Genomic DNA, 16176 nt, shown 5'->3' on the forward strand with positions numbered 1-16176 from the left:
GTAATAATTATAACCGTTTTTGGGGATTATTACTATTACAATAGTAGTTAGAGGAAGGTGAGAAAATTGAGAAAAGTTAGAAAGGTATCATTTGCTGAATTGGTAAAAGAAAACAAGCAACAATTATTAAAAGACCAAGAAGCAATGGATCGTATCGAGGCGAGAATAGAGCAAAAAAGATTAGAAAAAGCCGAGTAAATTTTCCATCAAATCTTTGAAATGGGTAAAATCACCTCACTTCTTTTTACATGAGAATCACTGTTACAGGTGATAATGAAAAGGAGGAGGGGAAAAACAATGCCTAAAAATTATCATAACCAATTTAAAAATAACCAAATTGGGACACAACCACGTGGATTTGGTGGAAATAAAGGGAAACAAATGCAGGATAAATCTGGGCAGCATGCTCAGGTTATGCAAACAAAAGGTGAATAGCTTTATACACAATGTATAAAAGGGCGTTTGTTTTTAAACAACGTCCTTTTATTTTTTTACGACAAAAATATCCTTTATTTACATGAGACTCTCCTTTCTTTTCAGAAATAAATTTTTTAGATATGAAGCAAAATAAAGATGTAATACATTACATAGGAGGAATAAACATGACACAAAACAGACCTAAACCAGATGATCGTAGTGATAACGTAGAAAAGCTACAAGACATGGTTCAAAACACAATCGAGAACATCGAGGAAGCTCAAGAATCTATGGAGTTCTCAAATGCTCAAGATCGGGAACGTATTCAAGCGAAGAACGAACGTCGTGAAGAATCAATAGCGGCAATGAGAGAAGAGATTAAAGACGAAGCTTCCGCTCGTGAAAATGGGTATCAATAATAGTATGGAGTGTGCCTTTAGATGGGCATACTCCATTTTTTTAATTTCGTTTCGTTTTCAACGCCTTTTCGATTATGATACTATATTTGTATAAAATAACTTTAATCATAGGGTAGGGAGAGGTACGAATTGCTCATTTCAAAGAAGGAAGTTGAAGTACGATATGCAGAAACAGATCAAATGGGTGTCGTTTACCATGCGAATTATTTAGTATGGATGGAGCTTGGGAGAACCCAACTTATTAAAGATTTAGGTTTTAGCTATGCATCAATGGAAAGGGATGGTATCATTTCTCCTGTTATTGATCTCCAGGTTTCTTACAAAAAACCGTTACGATATGGAGAAACGGCATTAGTTAAGACTTGGATTGAACATTATGATGGTCTACGCGTCATTTATGGGTATCAAATTGAAAGACCAGATGGTGAGGTGTCAGTTAATGCGACCTCATCACATGTTTGTGCAAAAAAAGATTCATTCCGTCCAATTGCGATTAGAAAGCACTATCCAGACTGGCATACAGCGTACGAAAATGCCAAAAAGAAAGAAGAATAAATAATCAAATTTCAAAACGGCAAGTCGTAAAAGTTAAAAAGGCATATCGAAGGATATGCCTTTTGTAAATCCTATTGTTTGATGTCCAACCATTGATACATATGGTGGTTCATTTCCTCGTATTTACTTGCTGCATTACTCAGCCCAAAATTCTTTGCGTCCTTGAGTGGAACGACTTTAAAGTTTTTATAGTTCGTGTTTGATACAAATGTAGGAGTAAATTGTGGATTTTGAACACGGATAACCGTTTCATCTTTTGATTTTACTTCTTTCACAATTTCAACCTGTAGTACCCCACCAATATCTTTGTAATCCCACATTTGTCCAGATAAGAAATTGCCAAGCGAATATATAACAAATGTTTGGTTTCCATTTTTACCTGTTAACCAATCCATAGGTTGTAAGACGTGGGGATGATGACCGATAATAAGGTCAACACCTTCATCAGCAAGCTGCTGGGCCCATTGTTTTTGGTAATCATTCGGGTATAATTGATACTCATTTCCCCAGTGCATGCTAACCGAAACGACATCAGCTACTTCTTTTGCAGCTTTTATATCTTTTTTGATTAATTCCATATCCATTAAATTAACGAGATGGTCTTTTCCTTTTGGTACAGGAATGCCATTTGTACCATATGTGTAGGAAAGGAAAGCTATGCTGATTCCATTTCGATTTAGCACACGAATTTTACTTTTATCTTCAGGGCTCTGATAGCCTCCTGTATATTCCATATTGATTTTATTTAAATAATTTGTGGCGCTTATAATTGCCTTTTCACCCCGGTCGAGCGTATGGTTATTCGCTATGGAAACAATATCAACCCCTGCATCCTTGAATGCATCAGCAACCTCAAAAGGGCTGTTAAAGCTAGGATAGGTTGATAAGCCAATTTCAGTTCCACCAACGATTGTTTCCTGATTGGCAATTGTGAGATCAGCATTTTCAAGTAAAGCCTTTACATTTGCAATCATTGGTTTGAAATCATACCCATTACCTGTGTTTGCATCATCATAAACAATCGAATGAATTAGGATATCTCCAATTGCAGATAGTGTCATCGATGTTGTAAAAGGCTTAAATCCTTGCTCCGTCTTTTTAAAATCATGATTTTGAGCAATGAATGTTTCTGCCACAGAATTAGCTTTTACATTATTTAGTGTAAAATAAATACCTAATGGAATTAGAAATAAAATAAGTAAACTGATGAGATATTTTGTGATGTTGATTGATTTTCGTTTCCTTCTACTTTTTCTCATAGGACATAGCACCCCACATATATGATAACTCTACTATAATACAAAACTATGAAAATAGGTTAGAAATTTATCGGATATTGTCTAAAATTCGGAGTGTTTCATAGGTTGAAATAACCAGATAAGGAAAACGAAATAAAGGTCAATCGAAAAATCCTAGAATTTTTTGATCGATTTATATAAAATGCGAAAGGCGTGTGACCAATTGATCACACGCCTTCTCTTATAACCATTTTATCTTAGGTTCAGTCTTATTCTTAATCCGGACAATGTTTGCACGGTGGCGATAAAATACGAATGCCGCAAGTAATGAAACAACGATGATTAAAGGGAAATCGGTCTTAATAAAAATGCTATACACAATACTGTAAGTGACGCAGTAAATGGCAACTAGCATAGAAGAGAGTGATACCATTTTCGTTAATTTTAAGAAAATAAAAAAGCATAATAAGGTCGTTAAAAACAAGAGCGGGTTATATCCCAATAACACCCCGCCAGAGGTTGCAACAGCTTTACCACCTTTAAAACCTGCAAAAATTGGATACATATGACCGACAACAGCCACCATTCCAACTAATAATGGAAAATAATCTGGAAATGAATCACCCAATAATAGAAAAGGAAGCACGGTGGCTAAAGTACCTTTTAAGATATCAGCTGTTGTTACGATTAAACCGGCTTTTTTTCCTAGCGTCCGGAAAGTATTTGTACCACCTAAATTTCCGCTGCCATGTTCTCTAATATCAATACCATAACCAACCTTCCCGACAATCAATCCAGATGGAATCGAGCCAAGAAGATAAGCCAGGAGAATAATTACAATATTTAGTACCATACACATAACTCCTTTAATAAAATAATATAGATAAGTGCTACTGAGCAGCATAGTACCATTCGAACATAGAGTTCGATGTCTAGCTTCTGGCGCCATTAGTAGGTCATAAGCCAATCGCTACGGAAGGTAAATTGCACCTTCTGTCAGCGCTCGTCTTATGCTTGTCGCCGATAAAATGGCGCCATGCGCTTTTCTTATAATACCATGCTTGTACAAGTATTCTCATTATACTAGAAATTTTTCCTTACATTGATTTTTTTTATAAATTTCGACAAAAAATATTTGAATATCTTATAATAAACATTCATTAATCAAATTAATGCAGGAATATCTATGCATGGGACCGAAATACTATGAGAGACATAAAATCGTAAATATGTGAAAAAGGGGATTTTAATAATGGTATTAGAAATTCCAACTCGAGCTGAACTCGGTGAAATTTTAAAGAAAAGTAAAAGGATTGCTGTTGTAGGATTATCTGATAACCCTGAACGGACTTCAAATATGGTGAGTAAAGCAATGCAGGATGCTGGATATGAAATTATTCCTGTAAATCCGACTATTGACGGGACATTAGGTGTAAAAGCTGTTAAATCACTTAAAGAGATTGAAGGTCATATCGATATTGTTAATGTTTTTCGCCGCTCTGAGTATTTAATAGATGTTGCAAAAGAATTCGATGAGATTGATGCAGATGTATTTTGGTCACAGCTTGGTTGTGTTAGTGAGGAAGCATACAACTATTTAAAAGATCGGGGACATACCGTTGTCATGGATCGTTGTATTAAGGTTGAGCATGCGCTGACAAAATAACAGATCGTAAGACTAAAATCCTTGTTTTTATACAAGGATTTTCACCTTTTTGTGAGAAACGGTTTGCCAAATCTGGATAAAGATATAAAATAAAAGATAGGGCATTAAAAAACAAAACATTTGTTCTGTTAAGTAAAAAATACTATTATTAGTGATACACTTATAAAGAGAGAGGCTAAATTGTTAGCTATGTACTTGGGTATCTCCCAAGTGTTTTGTATATGAAAGGGGTATGTTTTTTGGTTAAGCAACAATTTGATTACAATGATGATGCCATTCAGGTATTAGAAGGCCTTGAAGCTGTTAGAAAAAGACCTGGTATGTATATTGGGAGCACAGATAGCAAAGGTCTTCACCACCTTGTTTATGAAATTGTAGATAACTCTGTGGATGAAGCTCTATCAGGCTATGGGAATCACATCATTGTTAAAATCCATAAAGACAATAGCATAAGTGTCCAGGATAAAGGACGTGGAATGCCTACTGGGATGCATAAAATGGGTAAGCCAACAACAGAGGTTATTTTCACCGTTCTCCACGCAGGTGGGAAATTTGGACAAGGCGGTTATAAAGCAAGTGGCGGTCTCCACGGGGTAGGTGCATCTGTTGTGAATGCATTATCTGAGTGGCTAACTGTTACCATTAAGCGTAATGGATTTATATACGAGCAGCGCTTTGAAAATGGCGGAATCCCTGCTACCACACTAGAAAACATCGGGAAGACGAATCAAACAGGGACTACCATCCATTTCAAACCGGATCCAACCATTTTTAGCACAACTACTTTTAATTATGAAATACTTAGTGAACGCTTAAGAGAATCTGCCTTTTTATTAAAAGGGTTAAAAATTGAAATTATTGATGATCGAAATGACGTCCGTGATGTTTATCATTATGAAAATGGCCTTGAAGCGTTTGTAGAATACTTAAACGAGGAAAAGGATGTCTTGCATCCAGTTGTATCTTTTGAGGGTGTTCAAAATCGAATCGAAGTAGATTTTGCATTTCAATTTAATGATGGGTATTCAGAAAATATTTTATCCTTTGTAAACAACGTTAGAACAAAGGATGGCGGTACTCATGAAATTGGATCCAAGACCGCATTAACCCGTGCCTTTAATGAATATGCACGAAAAACCGGCCAATTAAAAGAAAAGGATAAAAACCTTGATGGCTCTGATATTCGAGAAGGATTGACAGCGATTGTGTCTGTACGTATTCCAGAGGAATTACTGCAATTTGAAGGTCAAACAAAAGGAAAGCTTGGAACAAGTGAAGCGCGTTCTGCTGTCGATTCAGTTGTGTCCGAAAACCTTGCGTATTTCCTTGAAGAAAATCCAGAAGTGAGTACTCTACTAGTAAAAAAGGCAATTAAGGCATCTCAAGCAAGAGAGGCTGCAAGAAAAGCAAGAGAAGAAGCTAGAAGCGGAAAAAAACGTAAGAGGTCTGAAACCTTATTAAGTGGAAAGCTAACTCCTGCTCAATCTCGAAATCCTGATAAAAATGAGCTTTATTTAGTAGAGGGTGATTCCGCTGGAGGCTCCGCTAAACAAGGAAGGGACCGCCGATTCCAAGCAGTTTTGCCACTAAGAGGTAAGGTCATCAATACAGAGAAAGCAAAGCTTGCAGACATTTTTAAAAATGAAGAAATCAATACGATTATTCATACGGTTGGTGGCGGAGTTGGGGCCGACTTTGCTGTTGAAGATATCAATTATGACAAAATCGTTATTATGACGGATGCAGATACCGATGGCGCACATATTCAAGTCTTACTTTTAACGTTCTTTTACCGCTATATGAAGCCATTAATTGAAGCGGGTAAGGTCTATATTGCACTTCCACCACTCTATAAGGTAAGTAAAGGAACAGGGAAGAAGGAAGTCATTGAATATGCATGGAGTGATGACGAATTAAAAGGTGCAATTAGCAAAATAGGAAAAGGTTATATCATTCAGCGCTATAAAGGTTTAGGAGAAATGAATGCTGATCAACTATGGGATACAACCATGAACCCCGAAACGAGAACGCTAATTCGAGTCCGAATCGATGATGGAGCTAGAGCAGAACGAAGAGTAACAACACTTATGGGTGACAAGGTTGAACCGCGCCGTAAATGGATTGAATCCAATGTTGCCTTTGGTCTTGAAGATGATTCGAATATTTTGGACAATGAAAATTTATCGGTCGTAGAAGGGGAGTAACAGATAGATGGTACAAGCAGAAAAATTTCGTGATTTACCTCTTGAGGAGGTTATCGGTGATCGTTTCGGAAGATATAGTAAATATATAATTCAAGATCGTGCATTACCGGACGCAAGGGATGGTCTGAAACCAGTACAAAGACGTATTCTATACGCTATGCATGTTGAAGGAAATACTTCTGAGAAGGGTTTTCGAAAATCTGCAAAAACAGTTGGTAATGTAATTGGTAACTACCATCCGCACGGTGATACGTCTGTATATGATGCAATGGTTCGTTTGAGTCAGGACTGGAAAGTTCGAAATGTCTTAGTTGAAATGCACGGAAATAACGGTAGTAATGATGGTGACCCACCAGCAGCGATGCGTTATACGGAAGCACGTCTATCAAGCCTTGCTTCCGAACTTTTACGTGATATTGAGAAAAACACGGTTGAATTTATTCCAAACTTTGACGACACAAGTAAAGAACCAGTTGTATTACCAGCTAGCTTTCCTAATTTGCTCGTTAATGGTTCAACTGGAATTTCTGCAGGGTATGCAACGGATATTCCTCCACATAATCTTGGCGAGGTTATTGATGGGGTTATTAAGAGAATTGATCATCCAGATTCAACGGTTGATGAGCTTATGCAGGTTATTAAGGGCCCTGATTTTCCAACAGGTGGTATTATTCAAGGGATTGAAGGAATTAAAAAAGCCTATGAAACGGGTAAAGGAAAAATCATCGTACGTGGTAAAGCGGATATTGAAGATCTCCGTGGTGGAAAACAGCAAATCGTTGTAACTGAGATTCCATATGAAGTCAATAAAGCGAATATGGTTAAAAAAATTGACGAGATTCGTTTAGACAGAAAAGTGGAAGGGATAAGCGAAGTACGTGATGAAACAGACCGCACAGGCTTAAGAATTGTCATTGAGCTAAAAAAAGACGCAGATGCACAGGGAGTTTTGAATTTCCTCTATAAAAATACAGATCTTCAAATAACCTATAACTTTAACATGGTTGCAATTTTAGATAGACGACCAGTATTGATGAGTTTACCGATGATTTTAGATGCGTATATTAACCATCAAAAAGAGGTTATTACCAATCGTTCTCACTATGAATTGGCAAAAGCACGTGAACGTCAGCATGTGGTTGAAGGTCTTATTAAGGCTTTATCGATTTTAGATGAAGTAATTGCAACAATTCGCGCATCTAAAGATAAGAAGGATGCTAAAAATAACTTAATCCAAAAATTTGAATTTACAGAGCCACAAGCAGAAGCGATTGTTTCCTTGCAATTATATCGTCTAACAAACACAGACATCACAGCATTACAGCAGGAATTTGATGAATTAAATAAAAAAATTAGTGAATTAGTGGAAATTCTTCAAAGTGAACGCAAGCTTTTACAGGTTATTAAAACAGACTTAAAACGTGTGAAAAAATCATATGCCGATAATCGCCGTTCAAAAATTGAAGAAGAGATTGAAGAGATTAAAATTAATCTTGAGGTTATGATTCCATCTGAGGATGTAATTGTAACAGTAACTCAGGATGGTTATGTAAAGCGAACAAGTCCTCGATCCTATGCCGCGTCTAATGGCCTTGATTTTGGCATGAAGGATACAGATCGATTGTTACGCCAATTTGAAATCAATACGACGGATACATTACTGCTTTTTACGAACAAAGGGAACTATTTATACATTCCAGTTCACGAACTTCCTGATATTAGGTGGAAGGACCTCGGCCAGCATGTTGCGAATATTATCAGTATAGACCGCGACGAGTTTATCATTGAAGCATTTCCTGTAACAAATTTTGAGCTACCGGAATATCTTCTTTTCATCACGAAAAATGGAATGGTGAAAAAATCAGAGCTTTCGTTGTATAAAGCTCAAAGGTACTCAAAACCACTTGTTGCGATTAACCTAAAAAATGATGATGAAGTTGTAAATGTACACATCACAAATGGAAATATGGATGTCTTCTTAGTTACACATCTAGGCTATGGACTTTGGTTTGGAGAAGAAGAAGTAAACGTTGTTGGTCAAAGAGCAGCAGGGGTTAAAGGAATTAATCTAAAAGAAGACGATTATGTTGTCGCTGGATATGTCTTACCACCTTCGACAACAGCTGAATTAAGCATTGTTACACAACGTGGTGCCGTGAAGAAAATGAAAATCTCAGAATTTGAAAAAGCAACACGCGCAAAACGTGGATTAGTCATGCTTCGCGAGTTAAAGAATCACCCACATCGTATTGCAGGAGCACATCTAGTAACGAATTTAGATGAAATTTTCCTCAAGACACAAAATGGAAAAATCGAAAGTGTTGATACCAATTCTTTGCGTCCAAATGATCGTTATAGCAATGGTTCGTTTGTAGTCGATACTGATGACGCCGGAGAAGTAATCGATACATGGATATTAACGCAAGAAGAAACAAATGACGAAACAAAATAACGTTACAAAGAACAGCTACTAAATGGTAGCTGTTTTTTTAGATAATGAGAAATTGTCAAATCAAATGTCTTAATTTCGAAAAATATTTATATTTTAAATATGTCTGCTTTACTGTACAATAATTTTATAAGCTTTACATAGAGAGTAGGTAATATTGCGAAAATGGTTAAAAAATATATTAATAAAAGAAATATTCTCCTCGTCCTCGTGCTAATTGCTGCATTGTACTTATTACCAATGTCAATTTCATTAATATTAGCCTTTTTAACTGCTCTTTTATTGGAGCCAATTGTCAACTTATTAATTACCAATTACCGAATTAAACGAATCTATTCTGTTACGGTAACATTTGTCGTGTTCATGGTATTCGTTTTGTTCTTGGGATATTTATTAGTCAATGTCATTATTAATCAATTGATTACAGTTGTGAAAAATATACCGTTTTATGTCTCTAGTATTGATACGGACCAAATCATTGCAACCTTTCAAAAATTTGAGACTTATTTTGAGGATTTACCAAAGGAAGTCATGGATTCAATCATGAACACCCTGTATTCCTTCCAGGATTTATTAATCGTTGTAGCAAGAAATATTACAGAGGGGACTTTTGGGTTTGTTTCAAGTCTTCCACAGCTATTATTAGAATTAATTGTGTATTTAGTTGCAGCTTTTCTTTTCATGAACGATCTGCCAGGAATTAAAAACAAGCTTAAGGAGATGTTGCAGGAGAGTTCAATTGAAAAGGTTAAGATTGTTACGACCCAATTGAAAAAGATATTTGTCGGCTTTTTAAAAGCACAAATTGTTCTTAGTGGTATTACTTTTATCATCACCTATATAGGGCTTTGGATATTAGATGTTAAGTATCTATTAATTCTTTCGTTACTTATCGTTCTTGTTGACTTACTACCAATCCTAGGTACTGGATCCTTTATTGTTCCGTGGGCCGTTTTTGTATTAATTAACGGGAACACCAAACTTGGGATAGGATTATTGATTCTTTTTGTGTTAATCACTGTAATTCGAAAAATTATCGAACCAAAGGTTTATTCACAAAGCTTTGGTATAAGTGCATTAGCTGCACTGATAAGTATGTATTTAGGATTTAAAATTATAGGTATTGTTGGTTTATTACTTGGACCTCTACTCGTTATCCTTTACGATTCATTAACAAAAGCTGGGGTTATTAATTTCAGCTTTAAGTCGGATAAAATATAAGAAAGCTACCTTGACAGGTAGCTTTTTACTTATATAGCTTCTTTTATTTTTGTTTCTAAGAAGCTTTTAAATGCTTCAAGGTCACTTAGTTTATCAAAAGCAGCTTGGGCAGTGGTATTGTTGCCGCCACCTTTCCCATGGAAATTTTTTAATTCTTGCTTAAATAATGAACCACATTGAACCGCTAATGAGCCATTATGTGAGATAAGCAGTTTATTTTCAAGTGTTGTTGTAAAAAGAACACATTGATCAGATGACTCATTAATTTGTTTTGCTATACCTTGGAGTTCTTTCAGCGATTTATCTCCGAAAGTCTTGATAATCATTGTACCGTTATGAGATTGGATTAGTTCCTGAGCAAGAAATTGATTGACTTGACCTTTTAATTCCTCAATTTCTCTTTGATATTGTTTATTTTCTGCCTCTATTTTGGTGATTTTTTCTATGAGACCCTCGCGATTTGAACTATATTGGTTGGCTAAGGTTGTTAATACTGAATGTGTTGCCTGGTAATCTTTAAGGGCTCGACCTCCAAAAATAAAGTACACACGTGTATTTCCTTTGCTTTTTTCTGTTTTTAAGAGCTTCATGACTCCTAGTTCACCGGTCCTAGACACATGTGTACCAGCACATGCGGATGTATCAATTCCATCAATCTCAACTATCCGCATTTCATCTCCGTCAACATCTGGCATTTTTCGAAGTGGAAGGGTGCTAGCTTGTTCCTTGGAAACAAAATATGTGTTAATTTTCCTGTTTTCATAGATAGCTTTATTTACCACGTTTTCGATATGTAAAAGATGATCATCACTAAATTCTGAAACACTCAAATCAATTGAAACGGTGTCTTTACCTAAATGGAAGCTTGATGTGTGTGCATCATATTCATCGATGCAAATGGCTGACAGCAAGTGTTGACCAGTATGCTGCTGCATGTGGTCATATCTTAGCTCCCAATCAATCTGACATTCGACTTCACTGTTTTCGGGGGGATGGGGGAGTTTATGATATACTGCGCCGTCTTCCTGGAAGACATCCATCACTTTAATACGATCAATCCATCCTGTGTCAGATGGTTGTCCACCGCCTTCAGGATAAAATGCAGTTTCTGCTAAAGTAACAAGAAAGTAATCATCCTTGCTGATAATCTCAGTAATAGTAGTAGTCCAGTTCGTTAAATAAGGATTTTCGTAATATAGTTTTTTTGTCATTTTGTATTCAATCCTTTCGACAGTAGATATTAAAAACATACTAGAAAAATTAAAAAGTTTCAATTATGAGTGTAATAAATAGAAGGGAGGAGGAGCAATTTAAGAGTAGTTGAGGAGGCAAATGATATGGAAGATAACAGACTAATTGCAGGAGAAATCGAAGAAGGTGCGTATGTTTTAACACAATTTAAGCATATGCAGACACAATCCGTTATAAGTAAGGAAAGACTTGATGCCATTTGTAATTACTTAATGAAAGAAGTCGAGAGTGGGGAACAGGAGCATTTTATTACGCTAAATGACCAGATGCCAGTAAGAATTAGCCTTTTGGAGATGGAAGAGCTACTGGAAGAGTTGATACATATTCGTGGAAAGTTGAATTAAATGTTAATGTGGGAAAATAGGCATTCGGTTTATCATAATAATATTATGTAAACTAAAGTACAAAAAAGATGAGGGAGGGTTGGAATTAAACATTTCGGTATTTTTCTATAACAAATTCCATTCCCATTTCAATTAATGTATTTGCATGTGTACGAAGTCTTCGTGCACGATCTTTTAGCAATTCATATTGTACATGACTAAATGTTGTGGCCATTTGAATTCGATCTGTAGGCTTGGCTGGAGCTTTAAATTCTTTTGGTTTCTTATAGGTATTTAATACATAATCAATTCCGTCAGCAAGTAATTGATTAAACGGAATTTGTTCGTGATTTGCAATTACTTTAATTTGTTCAAGTAAACTGCTGCTAATTGTTGTATTTTTGGTTACACGATCAGCATTATGTGATCGAATTTTGCTTTCATAAGGCATATGTAGAACAACTCCTGGACTAAATTTTAAATTAGATTGCGTTATGAGTTTGGTTACTAATTGTATAACTAAATGTTAATGATTATAGAAAAAAGATTAATAACTATAACTTAAGATAATTTAATTTTAGCATAGATTTGCTATAATTTTATTGATTTGAACTAGGTTCCTAGAATAGATATTATGTAAACTAGATACAAACTGCATCCGAACAATAACAATTGACTTAACTTCCTATAGTAATGGATATTGTGAAGTTGGCTCCCCCTAACTTGACGATAATGTGTTAGAGCGTCCGGATAACTTCCGGTACCGTTCCGATAACTCCTAGGGTCGGGATTTAATGACAAGGTGTGTCCAAATAATTTCATTTTTTGGAGGTCGATCCCAATGGATTTGCAACAAGCTGTCGATGATTTTCTGCTGTATTTAAAAGTGGAACAAAATTATTCGGACTTAACGATTCTTAGTTACGAATATGATTTGACCCTGTTTCACCAATTTTTAAAGCGTCACAACCGTTCTTGCGACTTGCAAGATCTCAATCGCTCTATTGTTAGACGGTTTATCCAGGACCAGACGATGAATGCGAATATGAAGCCAAGAACGATGCAACGACGTATCTCTGCCTTAAAATCATTAAGCAAGTATTTACTCAAAGAGCAATTCATTGATTCTGATTTTATGTCTGGAATCAAAGCGCCAAAGTCTGAAAATAAGTTACCCGTTTACATGAATTTACAAGAATTAAAGCAGTTATTTGCGTCTCTCGAACAATCGGAAAATCACCTTGCACTTCGAAATGAAGCGATGTTTAAGTTACTCGCCACAACTGGGATGAGACGGCAAGAAATTGTATCCCTTACCTGGGAGCAATTAGATTTTTTTAATGAAACCATACGAATTTACGGGAAGGGAAAAAAGGAACGCCTCCTCCCCCTTCACTCATCCGTTCTACCTGTATTAAAGGGGTATAAGGATTCTTTGCAGGAATATCAGACATATCCATCTGAACATGTCTTTTTAAACCACCATGGCAAACCATTAAACCCGCGTGGCCTTCATGTGATCTTTAAGGAAGCCTTGAAACAAGCTGGTCTTCCACCCACGAGGTTTTCATTGCATCACTTGCGTCATACCTTCGCGACTTTGTTGTTGCAGCAATCGAAAATGGAAACCAAAGATGCGGATGGTATGCCGTATAGTAAAGATAAGGTGGACTTAAAAACTCTGCAAGAATTATTAGGTCATGAATCTTTAGCCACCACTGAAGTGTACACTCATATTGATTTTGATTCCAAGAAACGCGCGATTGACTCGTTTCGATTTGATTAATGGTACAAGGAAAGCTACCACAATGTTGGTAGCTTTTTTGGTTTGTTTACATTGCCACCAGATTAGCTGCAGCAAGTGCTTGTGCTAATTGTGGATTTGTTTTCGTGAGTGCAACAAAATCGTGCATCGATATCTTCGCTTGATCACCTGTTGGTTGTTGATTTTGATTTGTAAACTGTTTTTCATTCGTGTAAATGACTTCATCATGTGTTTCTTCCATGTTACTTGCTCTGCGTTGCTCTAATGCCTCATATATTTCTTCTTCAATTTTTGTTAATTCCGTTCGAAGAGCACGGATTTTACGATTATCACGTCGTAAGTATTGATCCACATTATCTTTTGTAATGGTATGCCCCAATAAGTATTTGATGTTAATGCGATCAAATCCTCTCTCATCTAAAATCGTAGCGATAGAAGCACGGTACCCGTGTGGGGTAATATGCTTATCATTTATCCATCCCAATTCTTTATTTATTCGGTCGGTTACGCGATTAAGTTGTTTATTTTTTAGATCTTGTCCTGATAATCCGTGTAACAGCTGTTCCTCGGGTTGAAGTCCAAAATAATCAATATGGTGTTTTAACTTTTCTAGCAATTTGGGTGGAATTGGGAAAAATTGAACGACATGTTTATTGTTAATCACTCCTGGATCATAAGAGATTAATGCCTTCTCAATCAACACATCTCTTACTTGTAAAGTTTTTAGAGCATCATTACGTAAACCAGTAAAAAACATAACTTGGGTAGTGACGGACAAATCTTTCCCCTCCTTATCCTTTATCAGTTCAATGGCCTCAAAGACATCTACAATTTCATCAAACTCTAATGCTCTTGAGTGATGACCTACTTTACCAACTGGCACGCGCGATGCTTTAAAAGGGTTGTGCGTAATCGTCCCAATTGTTTGGTAAAAGGAAAATACACTTGAAAGGGCTGCGATTACTCGCTTCGTTGTTCGATATGCTTCCTCATCCTTAGCATGTTTGATATATTTTTGAACGTGATGTAGCTTAATACCCTCAAGGGTAGGCTCAAAACCATGCTCTAAGCTAAAGTCTTCAAACCGCTCTGCATCTTTTAGGTAAGCTTTGTATGTATTCTCTTCCCAAGTGCGGTACTCTTTCATTTCCTCTAAGGCAACACGTATTGTCCATGTTGGAAGTGCCCTATCCTCAATTGATACGATATCTGTAGTATTTTGTTTATTCATCTGTTTCTCCTCCTAAAGATAAAAAAGAAAGCACCCGAATAATTAAGAATTAATTGAAGATAGACTATAGCTATCTTTAATTAGTTCCTAAGAATCCAGGTGCTTCCTGCGATTTCATCATTTAATTTATAACTAAATTATAGCAACAATTATCTATCAAAGCTATTACTAGTCCTAAAAAAAGGAATATTATTTTTCCCTTTTACATTTTTCAAATCATCTACGTGGAGGACAAATTTAGTCTTGTATAGTGGTAAAAAGCTATATTTCGATTATGAAACATCATTTTTTACTTATTTACGGTTATGTAATTCCTGATAAATATCCCCCTCAAGTTTTGTTAGCTACTTTCGCAGGTCTTTTATTCGATTATCACTCCGTAAATGATGAGTAAAGCTGATACATTGGCCAAGTAAGTCCTAGAGATGCCCATGTTTTTTCCTTTTTCATCTAAAATTGCTGGAATAGAGTTTCGGTAACTTTGAGGTGTCGCCAGGTTTATCCAACCAGCCGAGTTCTCTATTGAATTTGTCTGTTTCTAAGATTGTTGTGACAGATAAATCTTGTCCCTCTTTCTCCTTGATCTATTAAATTGCTGCATAGATTTTAACATTTCCATCAAATTATAATCCTCTAGTATGTCGCCCAACTTTACCAAGTTGTGCGGCGAATAACTTCCTTGAAAGGATTATCCTTGATTATTCCAAGATTTACGTAAAAGGAATAGATGCTAGATAGAGATGCCAATACTCGTTTTGTGGTTTGGCATGCTTCCTTTCCCTTGGCTTGTTTAATATATTTTTCTACATGATGAGACTGAATCCCTTCAAGGGTCGGTTCATACCCTTGCTTTAAACCGAAGTCTATGAAGCGATCTGCAACATTTAGATATGCTGTATATGTACAAGATTGCCACATTCGATACTCTCTCATCTTCTCTAAAGCAATTCGTAAGGTCCAGGTTGGATCCCCAACAAAATTTGTAGCGTTATGTCTATTCATATGATTCTCCTCCTTAAGATAAAAAAAGAAAGCACCTGAATAATTAAGAATTAATTGAAGATAGGCTATTGCTATCTTTAATTAGTTCCTAAGAATCCAGGTGCTTCCTGCGATTTCATCTTATTTATTTATATCTAGATTATATCATTGTATAATTTACTTGGCTATAAAAATACTCAAAAGTTTATAAAATATTAAAGAGATTAATAAATATACTAAAAAAAAGATATCTTTTTCTTTGTTACATGACCTAACCTAAAAAATAAATAAGTTACATATTAGAATAGGACAGTACTTGTTGTTTCTATAATAGTAAATTGCTCTATCTTTTTTAATTTTAAATTTGTTTTAATACCCTATATTATAAACTTTCGGTTTTATGGTTAGACTGTTTTCTTTCTTTTCGGTTTAATAGGTATCTAGCCATGGCTAGAT

The 16176-nt window shown here is 35.8% G+C and carries 16 protein-coding genes; 10 read left to right on the forward strand and 6 right to left on the reverse strand.

Translation table 11 applies throughout. From position 1 onward, the window contains the following. Nucleotides 1-66 precede the first annotated feature (66 nt). The 4 genes from V7138_RS24345 to V7138_RS24360 all read left to right on the forward strand — a co-directional run bounded on the left by V7138_RS24345 (nucleotide 67) and on the right by V7138_RS24360 (nucleotide 1391). On the forward strand, nucleotides 67-198 hold the full coding sequence (locus V7138_RS24345) for an FbpB family small basic protein (RefSeq protein ID WP_335402509.1): 132 nt from the start codon (nucleotides 67-69) through the stop codon (nucleotides 196-198). Nucleotides 199-297: 99 nt separating this feature from the next. Next, nucleotides 298-435: an acid-soluble spore protein N gene (locus tag V7138_RS24350; RefSeq protein ID WP_335402511.1), complete on the forward strand. Its 138-nt coding sequence runs from the start codon at nucleotides 298-300 to the stop codon at nucleotides 433-435. Between the two features lie 167 nt (nucleotides 436-602). After that, nucleotides 603-836, forward strand: a complete 234-nt coding sequence (tlp, locus tag V7138_RS24355; protein ID WP_335402513.1) for a small acid-soluble spore protein Tlp — start codon at nucleotides 603-605, stop codon at nucleotides 834-836. Between the two features lie 129 nt (nucleotides 837-965). Beyond that, on the forward strand, nucleotides 966-1391 hold the full coding sequence (locus V7138_RS24360) for an acyl-CoA thioesterase (RefSeq protein WP_335402514.1): 426 nt from the start codon (nucleotides 966-968) through the stop codon (nucleotides 1389-1391). Nucleotides 1392-1462: 71 nt separating this feature from the next. Here the strand turns inward: V7138_RS24360 and V7138_RS24365 are convergent, their stop codons facing one another. Both V7138_RS24365 and plsY read right to left on the reverse strand, forming a co-directional pair. Then, nucleotides 1463-2650: a CapA family protein gene (locus tag V7138_RS24365; RefSeq protein WP_335402515.1), complete on the reverse strand. Its 1188-nt coding sequence runs from the start codon at nucleotides 2648-2650 to the stop codon at nucleotides 1463-1465. 220 nt (nucleotides 2651-2870) lie between these two features. After that, complete coding sequence (gene plsY / locus V7138_RS24370; RefSeq protein WP_335402516.1) at nucleotides 2871-3482, reverse strand: glycerol-3-phosphate 1-O-acyltransferase PlsY; 612 nt, start codon at nucleotides 3480-3482, stop codon at nucleotides 2871-2873. A gap of 399 nt (nucleotides 3483-3881) precedes the next feature. Here plsY and V7138_RS24375 point away from each other — a divergent pair, with 399 nt between their 5' ends. From V7138_RS24375 to ytvI, 4 genes are all read left to right on the forward strand, one after another. After that, the gene (locus tag V7138_RS24375) at nucleotides 3882-4295 is read left to right on the forward strand and encodes a CoA-binding protein (protein WP_335402517.1); all 414 of its coding nucleotides are present in this window, start codon (nucleotides 3882-3884) and stop codon (nucleotides 4293-4295) included. A 221-nt stretch (nucleotides 4296-4516) separates the two neighbouring features. After that, complete coding sequence (gene parE / locus V7138_RS24380) at nucleotides 4517-6499, forward strand: DNA topoisomerase IV subunit B (protein WP_335402518.1); 1983 nt, start codon at nucleotides 4517-4519, stop codon at nucleotides 6497-6499. Nucleotides 6500-6506: 7 nt separating this feature from the next. Next, complete coding sequence (parC, locus tag V7138_RS24385; RefSeq protein WP_335402519.1) at nucleotides 6507-8951, forward strand: DNA topoisomerase IV subunit A; 2445 nt, start codon at nucleotides 6507-6509, stop codon at nucleotides 8949-8951. 162 nt (nucleotides 8952-9113) lie between these two features. Continuing rightward, complete coding sequence (ytvI, locus tag V7138_RS24390; RefSeq protein WP_335402520.1) at nucleotides 9114-10169, forward strand: sporulation integral membrane protein YtvI; 1056 nt, start codon at nucleotides 9114-9116, stop codon at nucleotides 10167-10169. 29 nt (nucleotides 10170-10198) lie between these two features. Here the strand turns inward: ytvI and V7138_RS24395 are convergent, their stop codons facing one another. Continuing rightward, entirely contained in the window at nucleotides 10199-11380 is a 1182-nt protein-coding gene (locus V7138_RS24395) for an alanyl-tRNA editing protein (protein WP_335402522.1), read from the reverse strand. Between the two features lie 126 nt (nucleotides 11381-11506). Between V7138_RS24395 and V7138_RS24400 the strand changes: the two genes are divergently transcribed. Beyond that, nucleotides 11507-11764 carry a hypothetical protein gene (locus tag V7138_RS24400; protein ID WP_335402523.1) on the forward strand — a complete coding sequence of 86 codons (258 nt, stop codon included), beginning with the start codon at nucleotides 11507-11509 and terminating at the stop codon, nucleotides 11762-11764. A gap of 85 nt (nucleotides 11765-11849) precedes the next feature. Here V7138_RS24400 and V7138_RS24405 read toward each other — a convergent pair whose 3' ends face one another. Continuing rightward, nucleotides 11850-12194 (reverse strand): hypothetical protein, encoded by a 345-nt coding sequence (locus tag V7138_RS24405; RefSeq protein WP_335402525.1) that lies wholly within the window; start codon nucleotides 12192-12194, stop codon nucleotides 11850-11852. A 390-nt stretch (nucleotides 12195-12584) separates the two neighbouring features. Between V7138_RS24405 and V7138_RS24410 the strand changes: the two genes are divergently transcribed. Continuing rightward, nucleotides 12585-13529 carry a tyrosine-type recombinase/integrase gene (locus V7138_RS24410; RefSeq protein WP_335402526.1) on the forward strand — a complete coding sequence of 315 codons (945 nt, stop codon included), beginning with the start codon at nucleotides 12585-12587 and terminating at the stop codon, nucleotides 13527-13529. Between the two features lie 46 nt (nucleotides 13530-13575). Here V7138_RS24410 and V7138_RS24415 read toward each other — a convergent pair whose 3' ends face one another. Together V7138_RS24415 and V7138_RS24420 are read right to left on the reverse strand one after the other, a co-directional pair. Further along, nucleotides 13576-14739 (reverse strand): tyrosine-type recombinase/integrase, encoded by a 1164-nt coding sequence (locus V7138_RS24415; protein WP_335402527.1) that lies wholly within the window; start codon nucleotides 14737-14739, stop codon nucleotides 13576-13578. Nucleotides 14740-15390: 651 nt separating this feature from the next. Next, entirely contained in the window at nucleotides 15391-15741 is a 351-nt protein-coding gene (locus V7138_RS24420) for a hypothetical protein (protein ID WP_335402528.1), read from the reverse strand. Between the last annotated feature and the right edge of the window lie 435 nt (nucleotides 15742-16176).

It is taken from the genome of Bacillus sp. JJ1533 (genome assembly GCF_036965045.1).
Lineage (GTDB): Bacteria > Bacillota > Bacilli > Bacillales > Bacillaceae_L > Ferdinandcohnia.